Origin of the sequence: Kineosporia rhizophila, from assembly GCF_021277265.1 — a bacterium.
Lineage (GTDB): Bacteria > Actinomycetota > Actinomycetes > Actinomycetales > Kineosporiaceae > Kineosporia > Kineosporia rhizophila.
Genome location: NZ_JAJSOH010000004.1, coordinates 124,676 through 143,567, shown reverse-complemented (window position 1 = coordinate 143,567; position 18,892 = coordinate 124,676). Strand labels below are relative to the sequence as shown.

The following is an 18,892-nucleotide window of genomic DNA, read 5'->3' as shown; positions in this document are numbered from 1 at the left end:
CCCTGGTCATTCGACCGGGGGTTTTCTTCTGAGCGGTGCCGGCCGGGCTACTTCCCCAGCAGCTCCTTGAACGTGTTGCCCGAGGCGGCGTGCGTGGACAGCGCATGGTTGCCGTTGTCGCCCACGTCGTACTCGAAGTACGCCTGGTAGGCCACATTGTTGTCCGGGTCGTTGATGAACTTGTACATCTGCTCGATGTAGTAAGGGTTGTCGCCGCCGCCGTGGCCGTCCGGCCGTTCCCACAGACCCCATTCCGGCAGGGTGATCGGCTTGCCCTTCGACCGGGCGAAGTCGGCCCAGGTCTTGAGCCCGAAGGTGCCGTTCAGCTTGTCGTTCCAGGCGGCCTTGCGGCGCTGCAGCTTGCAGGCCTCGTCGCAGTCGGCCGGGAACGGGTAGGCGCCGGGGGCCCAGGAGATGTCGTAGATGTCGACGCCGACGTAGTCGACGTACTTGTTGCCGGGGTAGTAAAGACGCGAGTCGTAGGTCTCCCCGCCGATGTTCGGGTTCCAGTCGAACTGGAGGTTCTCGGTGCCCGGGACCGAGCGCATCGCGTCGACGATGTGCCGCCAGTACCCGATGAAGTTCTCCTTCGTGTCCGGGTGCCAGCGTGAGGCGCTGAGGTTGAACTCCCAGCCCAGCCGGATGATCGAGTCGCCCTGACCGGCTGCCACCAGGTTCTGGGCCAGCGTGCGGAAGTGCTCGTCGTACTCGCCCCGGGCCCCGGCCGCCATGGTGGCCGACATGTCCTGGGTGGGCAGCATGGCGGTGGCGTAGACCATCCGGTAGCCCGAGCCCTTCCAGGCCTCGAGCATGTAGTGCGGGTTGGCGATCTCGTCCCAGCTGGTGCGGGTGGAGAAGTCCATCGCGTAGTCGACGTCGCGGCCCAGCCACTCGCCGAACTTCTGCACCTCGGCGGCCGAGGTGCCGCGGAACACACCGACCTTCACCGCTCCGGCGGCCCCCACCGTGCGCGGTCGGCCAGCGCTGTCGGCACTGTCGGCGGCCTTCTTCTGAGCCGCCTTCTCGGCCTCCTTGGCCGCGGCGGCCTTCTGGGCGGCCCGGGCGAGCTTCTCCTTGTCGACCATCTGGTCGAGCGCAGGTGCCCGGCCCAGGTTGGTCGGGTTCCGGGCGGACTGCGTCTCAGCGTCCAGCGCGGAGGCCGCAGCCGAGGGGGTGGCATGCATCGACACGGAGGGCAGTTCACTGACCGCCGTGGTCGACGTCATCGCCGCAGTGTTCTCCTGGCCGTCGCCGGGGATCTTGTCCACCGCCACCACCACCCCTCCGAGCACCGCGAGCACGCCCAGGGCAGCGGCCGCGATCTGGGGCAGCTGCAGGTGGCGGCCACGGGCGGTGCGCTCGGTGTTCTCCTGCTCCCGACGCGCCCGGCGGCTTCCCGGCCGGGCCTCGGCGCGGCGAGCACCAGGCTGCGGCTGCTCGCGGCGGGCATCGGCCCGCGATCGACGCGAAACCCCGCCCTCCGCCTCGCTTCCGGAGCCCAAGCTCTCGGCGATCACGTCGTCCGAAGCACTCCCAGAGCCCAGACGCTCAGCGGCACCGCCGTCCAACACATTCCGGGAGCCCCGACGCTCAGGGCCCCTGCCGCCCGGCACACTCCCGGAACCCAGGACCTCGGTGATCCCGCCGTCCGCCCCACTCCCGGAACCCAGACGCTCGGCGACCCCGCCGTCCAACGCACTCCCGGAACCCAGACGCTCGGCGACCCCGCCATCCGCCCCACTCCCGGAACCCAGACGCTCGACGACCCCGCCATCCGCCACACTCCCGGAACTCGGGGACTCGGGGACCCCGCCGTCCAACGCATGCTCAGGGCCCCGACGCTCAGCGCCCCTGCTGCCCGCCCTCCTCCTGGAGCGCGAGCTCAGACGCTCGGCGACCCCGCCGTCCATGACATGCCCGGGCCTCAGCCCCGCGTCGGTCCGGCCATCCTCAACGCCACGTCCGGCCCCACCGTCCACGACATGCCCAGGCCTCAGCCCTGCGTCGGTCCGGCCATCTACGACACCACGTCCAGCCCCAACACCACGTTCATCTGCACGGCCACGTTCACCCGCGCTGACACGCCCCCTGACCACGGCGTCCGCCACACCCCCGCCGACGAAACCCTCGCGCCGTTCGGACCGGCCGACGGCGAAGCCCGTCGAACGCAACGGGGCGGAGGGCGCCACCGCGACCGGGACGGGGCGGTCGATCGGCTCCTCGTACGGGTCCAGCCCGTAGGGGTGCGCGGGGCGATCAGGCATGGACGGGCACCGGCCTTCTGCTCCGGCCGCACGAACGACTGGCCGAGGGCTACGACCGCGTGCACACGCCGGAACGACGATTGGTTACGTTCAGAGAGCGTAGCTGCTGACTTGGCCGGTTTCGCTCGCTTGACGAAGATTTGACCGTCACTATAAGTCGCCGTAATGCAGCAGGTCAGAGTGCCTCTGCGCGGTGTCGAACAAGGCAGATCTCACTAACGCACCATGACATTCGTACGCCCCCAACGGTGACGTGACCGCACTGGTCGAGGCCCCCGGCAGCCCGAAGAGTGGAGGTACGCATCCGAGCCGGAGGGGAGAACCGCATCATGTCCTGGAGCACCCGCGAGATCGCCGAACTGACCGGCGTCACGCTACGGACGGTCCGGCACTACCACGAGGTCGGCCTGCTGCCCGAGCCGCAGCGCGGAGCCAACGGCTACAAGCAGTACGACAGCGGCCACCGGGCCCGCATCCTGCGCATCAAACGCCTCACCGAGCTGGGCTTCTCACTCAGCCGGATCGCCGGGATGGGCGAGTGCGAGCAGGTTCCGCGCGAGGCCGTGACCGCCCTGCACGCCGAGCTCACCGAGAACATCCAGCGTCTCGAACGGGCCCGGGAGGACCTGCAGCAGATCCTTCGGGACGCCCCCGCCGGCGACGGGCCTGCTCAGGAGCAGGAACCCTGCCTGGCTGCGGACCAGACGGCGTTCTGCGCGAAATAGCCGGCCCCCCGCCCAAGAGCCGAGACCGGCCGCCGGACCGCCGTGATCGCACCCATCGCTCCGGCAACCGTCTCCAGCCCAACACCCCAGCGGCCACCTCCGTGCACTGCCGCCACATCCGCGCTCCGGCCGCCGGCTCTGTGCACTACCGCCGCATCCGTGCCCCAGCCGTCCCCCGCGCACTACCGCAGCCTCATGCCCGACCGCCGTCCGTGTGCACTACCGCCGCACCCGTGCCCCAGCCATCCCCCGCGCACTGCCGCCGCCCCAATGCCCGACCGCCGTCTCCGTGCACTGCCGCCACATCCGTGATCCAGCTACCGTCCCTGTGCGCTGCCGCCACATCCGCGCCCGGCCGCCGCCGTGAACCGTCTCAGCCGAGCCGCACCAGGTCCACCTTGATCTTGCGGCCACCGCTGTGCACCACGAGCTTCTTCGGGGTCTGCCCCTCGGCCAGCCCGCCCGGCAGCGAGATCCGGAACGACAGCCCGGCCCAGCCCGGCGACTTCACCGCGCTGCGCACGCCGTAGCGGTAGGTGCGGCCGTCGTCCTTCTGCACCGACACCAGCGCCTTGCCCGGCTTCAGCAGCGTGACCTCGCGCAGCGCCTTACGGGTCGAGACCACCATGTTCTTGCTGAACTTCTGCGCGTTGGCCGAGTAGGCGTCACCCCGGGCCCCGAGCATCACCCCGTAGATCGTGCGGGTCTTCCCGCCGACCACGTCGGTGGCGGCGAACAGCAGACACCCGCCGGCCGCGAAGGTGGTGCCGGTCTTGATGCCGATCACGCCGTTGGCACCCAGCAGCTTGTTGGTCGACTTCAGCTTGTTCTGCGGGATCTTCGCGCCGCTCTGGCGCACCACCTCACGGAACGCGGGCATCTTCATCGCCGCCTGGGCCAGGTCGAGCAGGTCCTCGGCGCTGCTGCGGGACTGCTCGTTCACCCCGGTGACATCGGCGAAGGAGGTGGAGTCGAGGCCCAGCTCGCGGGCGTTCTGGTTCATCTTGTCGATGAAGGCACCGGTGGAGCCGGCGTCCCAGCGGGCCAGCGTCTCGGCCAGGTTGCCGCCCGAGGCGATCAGCAGGCCCTGCAGCGCCTGGCGCTGGGTGAGCCGGTTGCCCGCCTTCACCTTCACCACCGAGGCGCCTTCCTTCTTCAGCCGGGTGTAGGCGCTGACGTCGGCCTTGGTGATCTTGATCTTCGGGCCCTTGGCCCCGGCCCGGAGCGGGTGCTCCTCGAGGATCGTGTACGCCGTCATCACCTTGGTGATGCTGGCGATCGGCACCGACTCGGTGCCGTCGCCGACCGCGCCGACCGTGCCCAGGCCGGCCACCTCGATCCGGGCCCGGCCGGAAGCCGGCCAGGTGATCGCCGGGCTGCCCGCCACCTTCTGGTCGGCCGCCACGACCAGCTGCGGCCGGGTGGCCGAGCCGGCTCCGGGCTGCGCCGAGGCCAGCTCCGGTACCACCGGCACCGCCAGGACGGCAGTGGTGAAGGCGGCCAGCGCTGCGTAGCGCTTCCTGATGGTGCGGCGGGGGATGTTCACGAGCCGAAGACTAGGGGAAAACGGACAAAGAGAGCGTCAAAACGAGGCAGCGGGTGCGCGGGTCACACCGGACCACAGCACACCCGCCGCTCGCGAGGATCAGGCCGGGACGTTGCCCTGGTAGATCTTGTCCTTCCCGGCCCCACCGAAGATCTTGTCCTTGCCGCCCTCACCGGCGATCAGGTCGTTGCCCGCGTTGCCGTAGAGCCGGTCGGCGCCGGCGCCCCCGAGGATCTCGTCGTTCCCCTTGCCGCCCTGGATCTCGTCGCGGCCCGTGTCGCCCATCAGCGTGTCCGCGCCCCCCTCGCCGGCCATCTGGTCGTTCCCCTGGCCACCGCTCAGCAGGTCCTCGCCGGCCCCGCCGAGAATGCTGTCGTCGCCGGCGCCGCCGAAGGCGAGGTCGTCGCCGCCCTCGGTGTCGATCAGGTCGTCACCGCGGCCACCGTCGATGAAGTCCATGCCGGCGGCCCCCAGCAGCGCGTCGGAGCCGGCCTCGCCGTAGATGACGTCGCCCCCGGCGCCACCGTCGACCGTGTCGAGCCCCGCGCCGGCGCAGATCAGGTCGTCGCCGCCCTTGCCGTCGATGATGTCGTCGCCACCGAGCGCCACGATCACGTCGTCCCCGGCCGTGCCGACCAGTTCGTCGTCGCCCTCGGTGCCCCGCACGGTCGCCTCCACCCCTTCGCACTCGAAGGTGGCGGCGGCGCGGGCGCCGGAGGCCACCGGGCCGGTGGCGGCGGCGGCCGAGGTGACGGAGGCCAGGAGCAGCCCGCTCACGCCGATCGCGGCGGCCATCGAGGAGAGCGCAATTCGCTTGCTGTTCATCGTGATTCGTTCCTTCCAACCGGTGATCGCTACGTGGACAAGCCTGCCCGGCAGGCCTGTCCCGCCGCGTCCGTCTCCGGGCTGGTCGGGGTGGTCACGCTTTGGTCGTACCGGGTGCGGCCCGCTCCACCGAAAGGAGTGGGCCGCTGCCCGGAAAGGCAGCTGGACTCAGCCGATCGTCCAGATGTGGTCGTCGTCCGGCGAGCAGGTGTAGAGGGTCAGCACCTGGCCCGGCTGGTTGCGTTCCTGGTCGTCGGCGCCCGACACGTCCAGGCACAGGCCGGTCTTCACGTGCTTCAGGTAGTAGCCCGCGCCCTGGGCCTCGGCCCGGAACATCTGGTTGTCGGTGGGCCCGGACTGGCACGGGCCGACCACCACCATGGAGCCCTGCGGGACGCTGCCGGTGCCGGGCAGGTCGAGGCAGTAGTTGGTCTTCAGGTTGCGGATCATCAGCTCACCGAACTGCTCGACCAGTTCGAAGTCCTGGTTGTCGGTGGCTCCCGGGATGCAGTTGTACTGGTTGACCACGGTGCCCACGGCGGGCACGTCGGAGTCGGGCAGGTCGGCGCACTGACCGGTGACCAGGTTGTGGAGGATGCCCATCGGGGCCAGCGGCGCGGCCTTGGGCGTCTTCGGGGCGGCCTTCTCCTCCGACTTCACCTGGTCGACCTGCTTGCCGCCGGTGCCCGAGCCGCTGCCCGAACCGTTACCGCTGTTCTTTCCGTTCCCCGAGGCGTCCGGCGAGCTCTTGCCCGCGTTCTCGCTCTTACGAGGCTTGGGGTCGGAGTCCTTGGTGGACTTGTCGTCCTCGGTCGGCACGGGCGGAACCGCGGTCAGGTTGCCGTCTTCCAGCAGGGCGCTGCCGTCAGGGCGGTCGCCGTCGAAACGGGCCACGCTGTCGACTGCGAGGGCGCCCCCGATCACAGCCGCCGAGACGATGGTGACGAACCCGAGAACCGCCGCGGTGCCCTGGAGTCCGCGGACCGACAGACCGAACGGCAGACGCGGTTGCGCCGAGGTGGATTCTCGCCCGGGGGAGGCGGACTCACCCAGATCGAGCTCACTCTCCGTGTGCTGTTCGGAACTCAGTTCGCGGGTCTCCACGATGCCCACCTTTGCACTAGAAGCGGTGTCAGGGAAACGGCCGGGAGCAGGGTCAGGCCCACTTTCCGCGATCCGGCCGGTCGAACGGTCAGCCGACCCCGGCGATCACCCCGGCCAGGGCCTCGGGCCGGGACAGGAACGGTGAGTGAGAAGTGTCCAGGGGGACGACCGTGGTCGGCCGGGCCGACACCGCGTCGATCTCCCGCACGAAGCGCTCCTGCAGCGGCAGCCGGATCATGTTGTCCTGGGCGCAGGTGACGTAGGTGTGCGGAACCGAGCCGAACCGTTGCGGCGTCACCGCGAACGCCTCGGCCGCGATGCCGACCGGTGCGTCGGTGTTCAGCAGACCGATCGCCGCCCCGGCGGTGATCGGGTCGACATCGGCGTAGAACGCCTCCCGGATCGCGGCCTGGCCGGCCGGGTCACCCGGGTCGATCCGCGACGCGCCGATCGCGGCCGGATCGCCCTGCAGCAGGCCGGTGCCCAGTTCACCAGCGTTCTCCTCGCTCCCCACGTAGGCCCCGGCCGGCACCCCGCTGACCGGAGCCAGGGCAGCCACGTAGACCAGGTGCGCGAACAGCGCCGGCTCCAGCTCGGCGGCCAGCGTGGCGACCACTCCAGCCATGCTGTGCGCCACCACCACGCAGGGCTCACCGTCGCCGATCAGCCGCAACCGCCGGATCAGCGACCCGGCGGCCGAGGTGACGGTGACCGCGGCAGCCGGCGAGGGTTCCTGGGCGAAGGCGCCGGCGTCGAACGGACGCCCCCAGCGACCGGCCGGAGACACCCCCTCCAGGCCCTGTCCTTCCAGGTCGAGGGCCACCGAGGCGAGGTTGCGGGCGGCGAGCTGCTCGGCGACCAGACTCCAGGACCAGGCGCCGTGCCAGAAGCCGGGTATCAGGACGGTGTTCCGCATGGGCGACGACCCTACCCACCGGTTACCGATCCGGCCCGCGCAAAAGGCCGATATCGGGCAGGCCGCGGCCGCCGGTCCGGCTTCCCGATCCCCCTCCGGATCAGGCCCGCCCGGACCGGCGGCCGACGGCTCCCCCCATGGGCAAACTTCACCGGCCGGGTCCCTCCGGCCGCCGCGGTGACCCCCACCGAAACCGCGAAGACCGTCCTGGCCGGCGGGTCTGCCCCACCAGGAGAACGTTCTCTCCGGCGGTAAATATACTGTACGGACTCGCGTCGGTGAACCAGGCGACGTACATTCTCCTTTACGGTTCCATTGTGGAAGTACCGTTGGGCTCCACGGACCGCACCGACCAGACTGGGGGCGAGGGGTTGTCCGATCCCCGACCGGCGTTCGCCGACCGGCTGAACGAGCTTTTCGCCACGATCGGCCACCGCGACGAGAACGGCACCTGGCGGGAGTTCTCCACCCCCTACGTGGCCCGCACGATCAGCGAGGACCCGGCGCACGACACCTCGATGTCCCGGGTCTACCTGGCCACCCTGCGCTCGGGCAGCAACACCAACCCGACCATCGCGGTGGTCCGGGCGATCGCCGCCTTCTTCGACCAGCACCGGGCCCCGCACGACGCCCCGGTCACCGCGGCCTACCTGCTCGGCGAGGATCCGCAGGAGATCGAGTGGCGCCGCCGCCTGGCCGACCACCAGGTCCGCACGATCGCGATGCGGGCCGGGGAGATGAGCCCGCAGCTACGCCGTCAGGTGTTGCGGATGCTCGACGTGCTGGACGAGACCGCCTCCACCGAGGACTGATCCGTCATCGCCCGGGCCAGCCGGGCCAGCCAGCGGGCGTCCGAGTCCAGGTCGTCGCCGCCCAGCGCGGGCAGCACGTAGGGCTCCTCGACCGGGAGCCCGGCCTGCTTGCGGCGCAGGGCATCCTCGGTCAGCCGGGCCCGCACCCAGATCTGCGGGTCGGCCGTCTGCTCACCCTCGGCCCGGACCGCCACCTCGGGATCGTAGTAGGGCGCCAGTTGCACGATCATGTCGCGGATCTCGATCACCCGCCGGAAGTACGCCCGGTACGTCCAGGGCAGCCAGCCGCCGGCGAAGCCGGGCACGTCGCTGTCCAGCACCAGGTGCGGGAACGCCTCCCGCATCCGCAGCCAGAGCGGGCCCAGGGTGCGGTAGAGCCGGCGCCGGCGGCGGGCCTGGCGCACCCGGCCGGGCAGCGAGGCCACCGCCGGATAGCAGAAACCGATCACGATCAACGTGGTCCCGACCAGGACCAGCACCGGGTAGACCCGGCTGAGCAGGATCAGCCCCTCGTCCTCGGGCCGCAGCCCCTCCACCACGCCCAGCGCCAGCGCCACCCCCGACTTGGCCAGGCAGGCGACGAGCAGGGCGGCCAGCGCCACCGAGACGATGCGCAGACTGGTCCGAAGCCGCGTGCGGTGGGCGGCCCGGGCGTAACGCACCGACCACCAGAAGGCCTGCCCCAGACCGAAGGCCATGTAACCGAGGGCGGCCACGGTGAACAGCGCGCCGTGCCAGTCGTCCAGGTTCTCCAGGGCGCCGGGTGAGAGCCGGATGTTCAGCGGGGCCAGGCTCCAGGCGGCGATCATCACCGCCTGCGCAGCGAACAGGCCGAACAGCCGCCGGCGGAGCCGGGCCTCGGTGCCGGGCCCGCCCACCGAGTAGCCGTAGAAGGCCATCAGGCAGTAGGTCGCCGTCACCGTGAACAGGTTCAGCCAGAGCTTGGCCAGACCCGGCACGGCGTCCTCGACCAGGTCGTTCAGTCCCGGCAGGACCGGCAGCGGGCCGATGGCCAGGCAGAACAGCAGCCCGGTGACGGCGGCCAGCGGCCGGTCACCGGGTGAGCGACGCAGGTGCCGCAGCTTGGCGATGGCCGCCCACCACAGGCCCACGGCCAGGGCGAGACTGAACGCGGTGCTCACGACCACCCCTGCCCGCCGGTCAGCGCGTTGGCGATCCGCTCCAGGGCGGCGGCCTGGTGCGGATCGGTGACCGTCTCCGGGTCGCGCTCCCCCAGCCCGTCACCCAGCCCGTCCGACCTTCCGGACCACTCGAACAGGATCGTCGCGATCAACTCGGCCTCACGTTCCTGACGGTTGTCGTAGGCGGTTCGCCGGTGCACCCGCACGGACTCCTCCGGATCCACCGACTCACCGTCGTGACCGGCGATGATGTGCCCCACCTCGTGCAGGATGATGTGCTCCTGATGGGCCGCGGTGGTCTGGGACTGGTAGACGATGACGTCGGCGACGTCGGTGGCCAGCCAGATCCCCGAGGGCCCGGGCTGCTCGATCGGGAACGGCATCAGCCGGATCGGGCGACCCCGGTGCCGGGCCAGCCGCCGGCACAGCTCGCGATGACCGAACGGCCTGGGCACGTCCAGTTCTCGCAGCAGGGCCCGGCAGCGCCGGCGCAGGTGTCGCTCACGCATCCGGGCTCACGCTACCGGTCCACCCCGTCACAAAAGTAACCTGTCTGGCAGATCACACCTTATTGCCCTTGAACGGCTGCTTCACAACGGCAGGCCCCGCCCCTCGACCACGCTCTTCATCACCAGCGTCGAGGTCAGCTTCTGCACCCCCGGCAGGGTGGCGAGCTCGGTGTCGTACAGCTGCTGGAAACCGGTCAGGTCGGCGGCCACCACCCGCAGCAGGAAGTCTGGGGTGCCGAACAGCCGCTGGGCCTGGAGCACGTGCGGGATCTCGACCACGGCCTGCTCGAAGGCCGCCACCGTGCGGGCGCTGCTCTCGGTGATGGTGACGAAGACCAGCGCCTCGAAACCCAGTCCCACCCGGGCCGGGTCGAGCTGGGCCCGGTAGCCGGTGATCACCCCCTCGCGCTCCAGCGCCCGCAACCGGCGATGGGCCGGCGACACGGTCAGGCCCACCCGATCGGCCAGTTCGGTGAGAGTCAGCCGGCCGTCCGCCTGCAGCTGCGCAAGAATTTCGCGATCAAGGTCGTCCACCGCGGGATTCTTTCCCATCCGGGCCCTGGTGACGACCGGATCCGGTCAGCACTTCCCGGCGTTTCCTCCGTACTTTTCTGTCTGGGCGGCAACCGGCCGCCGGAACCGGAAAGGCAGGTCGGCAGGATGACAATCGGGATGGTTGGCGCGTTCTGGGCGGTTTCGGCCCTCCTCGTGCTCACCCCGGGCGCCGACTGGGCCTACGCGATCACCGCCGGGCTGCGCTATCGGTCGGTGCTGCCGGCAATCTCCGGGCTGCTGGCCGGCTACCTGGTGATCACCGTGGTGGTCGCCGCAGGGGCCGCCGCGCTGATCACCAGCACCCCCGGCGCGCTCACCGTGCTCACCCTGGCCGGCGCGGGTTACCTTGCCTACCTGGGCATCACGACCATCCTCGACCCGCCTACCCCGCAGGCCGACGGCGCCGGCGAGGGTTCCTGGCTGACCCAGGCGGGCCGGGGCGCGATGGTCAGCGGGTTCAATCCCAAGGCGCTGCTGCTGTTCCTGGCCCTGCTGCCGCAGTTCACCGACCCGGCCGCGGCCTGGCCGCTGACCGTGCAGCTGGTCGCCCTGGGCGGCCTGCACATGCTGATGTGCGCGGTGGTCTACACCGGCGTGGGCACCGGATCCCGCACTCTGCTGCGGGCCCGGCCGGCTGCGGCCCGTCTGGTGGCCCGCTGCTCGGGAGTGGCGATGACCGCGATCAGCGCCGGTCTGCTGATCGAGCAGATCCGCCATTTCTAGGCGTCTTTCGACCAGGCCTTCCACAACTGGGCGTAGATTCCCCCGGCGTCCAGCAACTCCTGGTGCGAGCCCTGCTCGGCCACCCGCCCGGCCTCCATCACCACGATCCGGTCGGCGGTGACCGCCTGGGTGAGCCGGTGCGCCACCACCACCGCGGTCCGCCCTTCGAGGGCCTGCAGGGCCGAGCGTTCCAGCAGCCGTGCCCCGGCGCTACCGGCCTCCGCGGTGGCCTCGTCCAGGATCGCCACCGGCGGATCGGCGAGAACCAGCCGGGCCAGGGCCAGCTGCTGGGCCTGGGCCGCGGTGAGCCCGTGCCCGCCGTCGCCGACCACCGTCTCCAGCCCCTGGGGCAGTCGCTGGACCCATTCCAGCGCCTGCACTTTCGCCAGCGCCGCCTCCAGTTCGCCGGTGGAGGCCGAGGGCCGGGCCAGGCGCAGGTCGTCGGCCAGCGGCCCGGCGAAGACGTGCACCTCCTGGGTCACCAGGGCGACCGTACGGCGGATCCCGTCCGGGCCGAGGTCGCGCAGGTCCTGACCGCCGAGCCGGATCGTGCCCGACCGGGGCGGGTGGAAACCGGCAATCAGCTTGACCAGTGTGGTCTTTCCGGCCCCGCTGGCCCCGACCACGGCGATCCGCCGGCCGGCCGGGAAGTCCAGATCCACGTCGGTGAGCACGTCGTGCCCGTCCAGGTAGGCGTGGCCCACCTTCTCAACACCTATGGACGCCGGCCCCGGCGCGATCTCGACCGTCCGGTTCCCGGGTGGGTCGGGCAGGTCGACGACCCCGACCAGCCGGGCCAGGCTGGCCGCCGCCGACTGTGCCTCGTCGAGCAGGAAGAGCGCGACGTTGACCGGGGCGAACAGGCTGTGGAAGTAGAACGCCGCGGCCGAGGCCGTGCCGATCGACACCGAGCCGTTGCCGACCAGCACGTAGCCGACCACCAGAACCCCTGACAGACCGAGGAACTCGGCCAGGTTCAGCCGCCCGAAGAAACCGGTCTGCAGGGTTATCCCGTCGAGCGTGCGCCCGACCGTGCGGGACGAGGCCTCGGCCACCCGGGGCAGTTGCCGCCCGCCCAGTCGGAAGGCCCGCACCGTACGGGCCCCGCCGATCGTCTCCAGAAGCTGTTGCTGCTGCTCCCCCGCCGCCAGCCGCTGGGCGGCATAGATCTTTCCGGAGCGGGCGAGGAACCAGCGCACGGTGAGCACCTGCACCGGCAGAGCGACCAGGGCGGCCAGCAAGAAGCGCCAGTCGAGCACCGCCAGGGCGACGAGCGTGAGGACGATCGCCAGCCCGGAGCGGGCGAACTCGGGCAGCGCCTCGCGGACCCCTTCACTGATCTTGGTGACGTCGTTGGTCACCCGGGAGGTCAGGTCGCCGGAGCCGGCCCGCTCCACCTCGGCGATCGGTAACCGCAGCGCCCGCTCGACGAACTGCTCCCGCAACCCGGCCAGCGCCGACTCCCCCGCGGTGGCCAGCCGGGCCAGGCCGAACGGGGTGAGCAGGGCCTGGACCAGCGCCACCACGGCGATCCCGGCGGCCGGCCCGATCAGCGCGGAGGACGGCTGACGCTCGGCCACGATGTCGACGATCCGGCCGAGCAACGGCTGGCTGGCCAGGCCCACCGCGGTGGCGGCGACCAGCAGCGCCACGCCGGACAGGGCCGCCCGGCGCTGCGGGCGGATCAGGCTCCCGACCACCTGGCGGCAGCGCGCGCCGGTCGCGACCGGTAGCCGCACCCGCGAATCGTCCATTGTTGGAAAGGAACTCATGACAGCACCGTCGTCCGGTAGATCTCGTCGTCACGGACCAGGTCGGCGTGCCGGCCCTGGGCCGCACAGCGGCCCTCGACCAGCAGCACCACCCGGTCGGTGACGGCCAGCAGGGCCGGGCTGGTGGTCACCAGCACGGTGGTGCGAAGTCTCCCACCTTCCCCGGCCGGATGGCGCAACCGGCGGATCCCGGCTGCGATCCGGGCCTCGGTGACACTGTCAACCGCCGTGGTCGGGTCGTGCAGCACCAGGATCGGCGCGTCCAGGTTCAGGGCCCGGGCCAGCGCCACCCGCTGCCGCTGGCCGCCCGAGAGGTTGCCCCCGCGCTCGGTGAGCACGGTGGCCGCCCCCTCCGGCAGGCTGCCGATCACTTCGTCGGCCGCGCTGGCGGCGAGCACCTCGGCCGTGAGCTCACCGCTCCCGCCGAGGTTTTCCAGCAAGGGACCGCCGAACAGCTCGGCGTCGTGGGCGGCGACCAGGATCTGGCCGCGCACCTGGTCGGGGTGCAGGTCGCTGAGCCGGTCGGCGCCGAGCCGGGCGTGGCCCACGTGTGGGTCGGTCTCCCGCCCGATGATCCGCAACAGCTCCAGGGCGTCGGCCGGGTCACGCGGCACCACGCCGACGAGTTCACCCGGCTCCACCCGCAGGTCGATGTGCCGGAGGCAGCCGGAGGCCACACCCTCCAGCGAGAGCGCGGCCGACGCGGTATCGACACGGCCGTCTCCGCCCACCAGCTCGGGGCTGGAGAGCACTTCGGCCACCCGCCCCGCACTCGCCCGGCCCGCCGCCAGTTCGGTGCCGACCCAGGCGAACACCTGCAACGGCCCGAGCAGGAACTGCGCCAGGCCGATCGCCGCGGTCAGCTCGCCGATGCTGATCACCCCGTCCAGCGCCAGCTTTCCGCCCACCGCGGCCACCAGGGCCAGGAAGACGCCGGTCATCAACAGGATCGCGCCCTCGTAGGCACCCCGGGCCCGGGCCGCCCGCACCGTCGCGGCCAGCGCCCGGCGGCTGGGCGTGCGGTAGCGCTCGACCGCGACCTGCTCGGCCCCGATGCCCTTGAGCACCCGCAGCCCGGCCACCAGGTCGGCGGCCACCCCGGAGGCGGCCGCGGCCTCTTCCTGCTCGGCCTCGCTGCGGCTCTCCAGCGGGCGGCCCAGCAGGTGGGTGAGCCAGAGCATCAGCGGCGCCCCGACCAGCACCACCAGCCCGAGCGGCAGGCTGACCCACAGCAGCGCGACCGCGGCCACCACCATGGCCGTGATCTGTGCCGAGGCCACCCCGACGGCCATCGCCACCGCCCCCGCCCGCTGGGCGTCGCTGGTGGCGATGCTGGTGAGGGCCCCCGGCAGCCGGCCTTCTTCGGCCCCGCCGCGCGCGTGCAGCACCCGCTCGGTCAACTGCAGACGCAGGTCGTGCGCGCTCCACTCGGCCACCGCCTCGATCTTGCGGGCACCGAACTGGTAGCTGAACGAGAGCACGGCGAAAACCACCGCCAGACCGGCGATCCAGCTCACCAGGCCGCCCAGCGCACCGGTCCCGGCCCCGGCCACCGCCTCGTCGATCACCCGCCCGATCACCACCGGCACCAGGACCTCGCCGAACTGGTGGGAGCACAGCAGCAGGGTGGCCACGACCATCTGACCGCGCCGGGCCGAGAGCATCCGGCGCAGGACATCCGGGCCGGTCACCGGCCCGACCGCGGCCGGGGAGGCACTGGACACGCTCATGTGAAGTGAGGCTAACCTAACGTTCGGGGCACTCAGCGGGCCCGCCGAATGCTGTCTGCCGACCCTCTCAAAAAGGCCGGTCCGGTGTCATGGAGGAGGTCGGATGGCGGTCACCGTCGATCTGCCGGAAGAGGCCCCGGTCGAGTCCCGTCAGCTCGGCGGCCGAACCTCGCTGCGCCTGGCCGGTCTGCTGGTCTCGCTCGCCCTGCTGGCGGTGGTGATGGTGGCCAGCCTGGCCTTCGGGGCCAAGTTCATCCCGTTCGGCGAGAGCTGGCGGCTGTGGTGGGACAACGACGGCTCCTCGAACGCCGCGATCATCCACGACCTGCGCCTGCCCCGCACGATGGTCGGCCTGCTGGTCGGCGCCGCCCTGGGGCTGTCCGGTGCACTGATGCAGGCGCTCACCCTCAACCCGCTGGCCGAGCCGGGTCTGCTCGGGGTGAACCTGGGCGCGTCCGCCGGGGTGGTGCTGGCGATCGCCTTCCTCGGCATCACCACGATCAGCGGCTACGTCTGGTTCGCCTTCGCCGGTGCCGCCCTCACCTCGGTCGTGGTGTTCCTGCTGGGCAACACCGGCCGCTCGGCCACCCCCGACCGGCAGATCCTGGCCGGGGTCGCGATCACCACGGTGATGGGCAGCGGCATCTACGCGATCCTGGTGCTGCGGCCGGAAGTCTTCAACAAGTACCGGTTCTGGGAGGTCGGCTCGCTCGGCGACGTCAGCGTCCCGGCCGCCTGGCGGGTGGCCCCGTTCGTGGTGGCCGGCCTGCTGCTGGCGCTCTCGCTCGGCCCGGCCCTGAACGCCCTGGCGATGGGCGAGGAGACCGGCCGGGCCCTGGGCGCCCACGTGATGCGCACCCGGCTGCTGGGGATGCTGGCGGTGACCCTGCTGTGCGGCGGCGCCACCGCGGTGGTCGGCCCGATCTGGTTCGTCGGTCTGGCCGTGCCGCACATGACCCGCATGTTCACCGGGCCCGACCAGCGCTGGATCCTGCTCTACTCGATGGTGCTGGCCCCGGTGCTGCTGCTGGCCGCCGACATCGTCGGCCGGGTGGTCACCGCCCCCTCGGAGCTGGAGGTGGGCATCGTCACCGCGTTCGTCGGTGCCCCGGTGTTCATCGTCCTGGCCCGTCGGCGCCGGCTGGCCCAGCTGTGAGCGCGCCCACCCACGAACGGGTCCTGAGCGGCCGGGTGGTGCGCAATGCCACCGGCTCGGTCTCGGCCCGCATCGACCTGCGGGCCACCACGGCCGTGCTGGTCATGCTGCTGCTCGCCCTCGCGATCGCCCTGCACAGCCTGGCCAGCGGCGACTTCGACGTGCCGCTGCCCGACGTGGTGCGCACCCTGCTGGGCCAGGAGACCGGCGGCGCCCAGTTCATCGTGCTGGACCTACGTCTGCCCCGGACGCTGACCGCGGTGCTGACCGGCGCCGCGCTCGGGGTCAGCGGGGCGATCTTCCAGAGCCTCACCCGTAACCCCCTGGGCAGCCCCGACTTCATCGGCCTGACCGTCGGGGCGTCGTCCGGCGCCCTGGTGGTGATCCTGGTGCTCGACGGCAGCACCAACCAGATCGCGGTGGGCGCGCTGATCGGCTGCACGGCCACCGCGCTGGCCATCTACCTGCTGGCCTACCGCCGGGGCGCGCAGAGTTTCCGGCTGATCCTGGTCGGCATCGGGATCGGCGCCATGCTCGACGCGTTCAACTCGTTCCTGATCACCCGGGCCCGCCTGGACGACGCGGTGGGCGCCCAGGTCTGGCTGATCGGCACGCTGAACGGCCGCTCCTGGGACCAGGTCCGGCCGCTGCTGCTGGCCGTGGTGGTCCTGCTCCCGCTGGCCTTCTGGCAGTCCCGGCACCTGAACATGCTCGCCCTCGGCGACGAGACCGCCACCGCCCTGGGGGTTCCGGTCGAGCGCACCCGCGGGCTGCTCTTCGCCTGTGCGGTGGCCCTGGCCGCGGTCGCCACGTCGGCGGCCGGGCCGATCGCGTTCGTCGCCCTGGCCGCCCCGCAACTGGCGGTGCGGGTGACCCGCAGCGCCGGCGCCGGTCTGGCCGGGGCCGCCGCGATGGGGGCGCTGCTGATGGTCACCAGCGACTGGGTGGCGCAGCGGGCGCTGCCCTCCGGCCCGGTGCCGGTCGGTATCGCCACCGGGCTGCTCGGCGGGGCGTACCTGTGCTGGTTGCTGATTCACGAATGGCGGAAGAGTCGTTGATCTCATGAGCGAGCGCAGCGAGGTCATCAGAAAACACAGCGCGGGACTCAGGTTGACGACGAGCGTCAGCGAGGAGGAAGCATGAGCAGGCTCCGGGCCGAGAACCTCACCCTCGCCTACGACCAGCGGGTGGTCGCCGAGAACCTGGGCGTGTCGATCCCGGACGGCGAGTTCACCGTCATCGTCGGGCCGAACGCCTGCGGCAAGTCCACGCTGCTCAAGGCCCTGGCCCGGCTGCTCGGGCCGAAGGCCGGGCAGGTCTACCTGGACGAGAAGGAGATCAGCAGCTACTCCACCAAGCAGGTCGCGCACCGGCTCGGCATGCTGCCGCAGACCCCGATCGCCCCGAGCGGCATCACCGTGGGCGACCTGGTGGCCCGGGGGCGCTACGCGCACCAGTCGCTGCTGCGCCAGTGGTCCAAGCAGGACGAGGCCATCGTGGTTCAGGCGATGGAGCAGACCAGCGTGCACGACCTGTCCAAGCGCTACGTCGGCGAACTGTCCGGCGGGCAGCGCCAGCGGGTCTGGCTGGCTATGGTTTTGGCCCAGCAGACCCCGGTGCTGCTGCTCGACGAGCCCACCACGTTCCTCGACATCACCCACCAGGTGGAGGTTCTCGACCTCTGCGCCGACCTGCACGAGCAGGGCCGCACCCTGGTCGCCGTGCTGCACGACCTGAACCTGGCCACCCGCTACGCCACCCACCTGATCGCCATGCGCGAGGGCCGGATCGTGGCCGAGGGCGACCCGGCCGAGATCGTCACGGCCGCCATGGTCGAGGAGACCTTCGGCCTGAGGTGCCGGGTGGTCCCCGACCCGGAGACCGGCACCCCGCTGATCGTCCCGGCCGGCCGGGCCGCCCGCAGGTCCCGGCCCGGTCACGATCTGGCCAGTCGTTGAAAACGCGATCATCCGATCATTAGGGTAGGCATACCTAATTCACGGAGGTCTGAATGTCTGCCCGTCCCCTGCGACCCGGTCTGTCCCGGCGGGCGTTCGGCGCCACCGTCGCCACCGCCACCTTCGCCCTGATCGCCGCCTGCGGCAGCGACTCCGACGACTCCGGCAGCACCGGCGCCGGCTCGGGCGAGGGCACCGCGGCGGGCAGCGACGCGTTCCCGGTCTCGATCGAGCACAAGTTCGGCACCGCCGAGATCCCGGCCAAGCCCACCAAGGTGGTCGTGGTCGGCCTGGTCGAGCAGGACGCGCTGCTGGCCCTGGGCACCGTGCCGATCGCCACCACCAAGTGGTTCGGTGAGAACGAGGGCGCGATCTGGCCCTGGGCCAAGGACAAGCTCGGCTCCGGCGCCGTGCCGGAACTGCTCGACAGCACCGACGGCATCCAGTTCGAGAAGATCGCCGCCCTGCAGCCCGACCTGATCGTGGGCATGTACTCCGGTGTCACCCAGGAGGACTACGACAAGCTCGCGCAGATCGCGCCCACCGTGCTCGCCCCGAAGGACACCAACGACTACGCGGTCGCCTGGGACGTCATCACCCCCACCATCGGCCGGGCCCTGGGTCTCGAGGCCGAGGCGCAGAAGCTGGTCGACGAGGTGAACGCGCGGTTCGAGACGGCCCGGGCCGACAACCCCGGCTTCGCCGGGCAGACCGCGCTGATGGCCACGCTCTACGAGGGCTACTACGTCTACGCCGAGGAGGACCCGCGCGGGCAGTTCCTGAAGTCGCTCGGCTTCTCCCTGCCCGACGGCCTGGCCGAGGCGGTGGGCGAGGAGTTCGGTGCCAGCATCAGCAAGGAACGCATCGACCTGCTCGACACCGACGCCCTGGTCTGGCTGGTGCCCGACCCGGTCAAGGACAAGGCCGGTCTGGAGGCGGACGGGCTGTACAACAAGCTGGCGGTGAACACCGAGGGCCGCGCGGTCTACCTCTCCGACGGGACCGAGGGCGGCGCACCGCTTTCCGACCTGGGCGCGGCCACCTCGTTCGTCACCGTGCTGAGCCTGCCCTTCCTGATCGAGAACCTGGTGCCCCTGATCGCCCAGGCGGCCGACGGCGACCCGGCCACCGCGGTCGAGGACGAGAGCGCCTGAT

Annotated in this window: 17 protein-coding genes; 7 read left to right on the top strand and 10 right to left on the bottom strand. The window is 71.4% G+C overall.

All coding sequences use genetic code 11. From position 1 onward, the window contains the following. Positions 1-47 precede the first annotated feature (47 nt). Positions 48-1,517, bottom strand: a complete 1,470-nt coding sequence (locus tag LWF15_RS37410; protein WP_232809992.1) for a glycoside hydrolase family 26 protein — start codon at positions 1,515-1,517, stop codon at positions 48-50. 1,076 nt (positions 1,518-2,593) lie between these two features. On the opposite strand from LWF15_RS37410, the gene LWF15_RS09175 reads away from it, so the two are divergent. After that, positions 2,594-2,989: a helix-turn-helix domain-containing protein gene (locus LWF15_RS09175; protein ID WP_232809991.1), complete on the top strand. Its 396-nt coding sequence runs from the start codon at positions 2,594-2,596 to the stop codon at positions 2,987-2,989. A 373-nt stretch (positions 2,990-3,362) separates the two neighbouring features. On the opposite strand, the gene LWF15_RS09170 is transcribed toward LWF15_RS09175, so the two are convergent. The 4 genes from LWF15_RS09170 to LWF15_RS09155 form a co-directional block, all read right to left on the bottom strand. Beyond that, positions 3,363-4,535, bottom strand: coding sequence for a D-alanyl-D-alanine carboxypeptidase family protein (locus LWF15_RS09170; RefSeq protein ID WP_232809990.1), 1,173 nt, complete (start codon positions 4,533-4,535; stop codon positions 3,363-3,365). A 99-nt stretch (positions 4,536-4,634) separates the two neighbouring features. Further along, entirely contained in the window at positions 4,635-5,360 is a 726-nt protein-coding gene (locus LWF15_RS09165) for a calcium-binding protein (RefSeq protein WP_232809989.1), read from the bottom strand. 168 nt (positions 5,361-5,528) lie between these two features. Beyond that, positions 5,529-6,464, bottom strand: coding sequence for an RICIN domain-containing protein (locus LWF15_RS37405; protein ID WP_232809988.1), 936 nt, complete (start codon positions 6,462-6,464; stop codon positions 5,529-5,531). Between the two features lie 88 nt (positions 6,465-6,552). Further along, entirely contained in the window at positions 6,553-7,380 is an 828-nt protein-coding gene (locus LWF15_RS09155) for an alpha/beta fold hydrolase (protein ID WP_232809987.1), read from the bottom strand. A 371-nt stretch (positions 7,381-7,751) separates the two neighbouring features. On the opposite strand from LWF15_RS09155, the gene LWF15_RS09150 reads away from it, so the two are divergent. Further along, positions 7,752-8,192, top strand: a complete 441-nt coding sequence (locus LWF15_RS09150) for a hypothetical protein (protein WP_352396625.1) — start codon at positions 7,752-7,754, stop codon at positions 8,190-8,192. Here LWF15_RS09150 and LWF15_RS09145 read toward each other — a convergent pair. The 3 genes from LWF15_RS09145 to LWF15_RS09135 form a co-directional block, all read right to left on the bottom strand. Continuing rightward, complete coding sequence (locus LWF15_RS09145) at positions 8,138-9,334, bottom strand: MAB_1171c family putative transporter (RefSeq protein WP_232809985.1); 1,197 nt, start codon at positions 9,332-9,334, stop codon at positions 8,138-8,140. The genes LWF15_RS09150 and LWF15_RS09145 overlap by 55 nt on opposite strands. Then, complete coding sequence (locus tag LWF15_RS09140; protein WP_232809984.1) at positions 9,331-9,843, bottom strand: ImmA/IrrE family metallo-endopeptidase; 513 nt, start codon at positions 9,841-9,843, stop codon at positions 9,331-9,333. Before LWF15_RS09140 ends, LWF15_RS09145 begins: the two co-directional genes overlap by 4 nt. 81 nt (positions 9,844-9,924) lie before the next feature. Further along, positions 9,925-10,377: an Lrp/AsnC family transcriptional regulator gene (locus LWF15_RS09135; RefSeq protein WP_232809983.1), complete on the bottom strand. Its 453-nt coding sequence runs from the start codon at positions 10,375-10,377 to the stop codon at positions 9,925-9,927. A 126-nt stretch (positions 10,378-10,503) separates the two neighbouring features. Between LWF15_RS09135 and LWF15_RS09130 the strand changes: the two genes are divergently transcribed. Beyond that, positions 10,504-11,121: a LysE family translocator gene (locus tag LWF15_RS09130; protein WP_408622880.1), complete on the top strand. Its 618-nt coding sequence runs from the start codon at positions 10,504-10,506 to the stop codon at positions 11,119-11,121. On the opposite strand, the gene LWF15_RS09125 is transcribed toward LWF15_RS09130, so the two are convergent. Together LWF15_RS09125 and LWF15_RS09120 are read right to left on the bottom strand one after the other, a co-directional pair. After that, complete coding sequence (locus tag LWF15_RS09125; RefSeq protein ID WP_232809981.1) at positions 11,118-12,875, bottom strand: ABC transporter ATP-binding protein; 1,758 nt, start codon at positions 12,873-12,875, stop codon at positions 11,118-11,120. The two genes, LWF15_RS09130 and LWF15_RS09125, sit on opposite strands and share 4 nt — an antisense overlap. 14 nt (positions 12,876-12,889) lie before the next feature. Next, the gene (locus LWF15_RS09120) at positions 12,890-14,623 is read right to left on the bottom strand and encodes an ABC transporter ATP-binding protein (protein ID WP_232809980.1); all 1,734 of its coding nucleotides are present in this window, start codon (positions 14,621-14,623) and stop codon (positions 12,890-12,892) included. Positions 14,624-14,726: 103 nt separating this feature from the next. Here LWF15_RS09120 and LWF15_RS09115 point away from each other — a divergent pair, with 103 nt between their 5' ends. The 4 genes from LWF15_RS09115 to LWF15_RS09100 all read left to right on the top strand — a co-directional run bounded on the left by LWF15_RS09115 (position 14,727) and on the right by LWF15_RS09100 (position 18,891). Then, positions 14,727-15,779, top strand: a complete 1,053-nt coding sequence (locus tag LWF15_RS09115; RefSeq protein ID WP_232809979.1) for a FecCD family ABC transporter permease — start codon at positions 14,727-14,729, stop codon at positions 15,777-15,779. After that, a complete protein-coding gene (locus LWF15_RS09110; RefSeq protein WP_232809978.1) occupies positions 15,776-16,837 on the top strand; it encodes a FecCD family ABC transporter permease in 1,062 nt (353 codons plus the stop codon). Before LWF15_RS09115 ends, LWF15_RS09110 begins: the two co-directional genes overlap by 4 nt. Before the next feature lie 81 nt (positions 16,838-16,918). Further along, complete coding sequence (locus tag LWF15_RS09105) at positions 16,919-17,737, top strand: ABC transporter ATP-binding protein (RefSeq protein ID WP_232809977.1); 819 nt, start codon at positions 16,919-16,921, stop codon at positions 17,735-17,737. A 53-nt stretch (positions 17,738-17,790) separates the two neighbouring features. Continuing rightward, positions 17,791-18,891, top strand: coding sequence for an iron-siderophore ABC transporter substrate-binding protein (locus LWF15_RS09100; RefSeq protein ID WP_232809976.1), 1,101 nt, complete (start codon positions 17,791-17,793; stop codon positions 18,889-18,891). Position 18,892: the final 1 nt, after the last annotated feature.

Excerpts from the sequence above, each read along its gene's own strand:
- LWF15_RS09175 (WP_232809991.1), top strand. The coding sequence starts at position 2,594 with ATGTCCTGGAGCACCCGCGAGATCGCCGAACTGACCGGCGTCACGCTA.
- LWF15_RS09165 (WP_232809989.1), bottom strand. The coding sequence starts at position 5,360 with ATGAACAGCAAGCGAATTGCGCTCTCCTCGATGGCCGCCGCGATCGGC.
- LWF15_RS09155 (WP_232809987.1), bottom strand. The coding sequence starts at position 7,380 with ATGCGGAACACCGTCCTGATACCCGGCTTCTGGCACGGCGCCTGGTCC.
- LWF15_RS09140 (WP_232809984.1), bottom strand. The coding sequence starts at position 9,843 with ATGCGTGAGCGACACCTGCGCCGGCGCTGCCGGGCCCTGCTGCGAGAA.
- LWF15_RS09130 (WP_408622880.1), top strand. The coding sequence starts at position 10,504 with ATGACAATCGGGATGGTTGGCGCGTTCTGGGCGGTTTCGGCCCTCCTC.
- LWF15_RS09125 (WP_232809981.1), bottom strand. The coding sequence starts at position 12,875 with ATGGACGATTCGCGGGTGCGGCTACCGGTCGCGACCGGCGCGCGCTGC.
- LWF15_RS09120 (WP_232809980.1), bottom strand. The coding sequence starts at position 14,623 with ATGAGCGTGTCCAGTGCCTCCCCGGCCGCGGTCGGGCCGGTGACCGGC.
- LWF15_RS09115 (WP_232809979.1), top strand. The coding sequence starts at position 14,727 with ATGGCGGTCACCGTCGATCTGCCGGAAGAGGCCCCGGTCGAGTCCCGT.
- LWF15_RS09105 (WP_232809977.1), top strand. The coding sequence starts at position 16,919 with ATGAGCAGGCTCCGGGCCGAGAACCTCACCCTCGCCTACGACCAGCGG.
- LWF15_RS09100 (WP_232809976.1), top strand. The coding sequence starts at position 17,791 with ATGTCTGCCCGTCCCCTGCGACCCGGTCTGTCCCGGCGGGCGTTCGGC.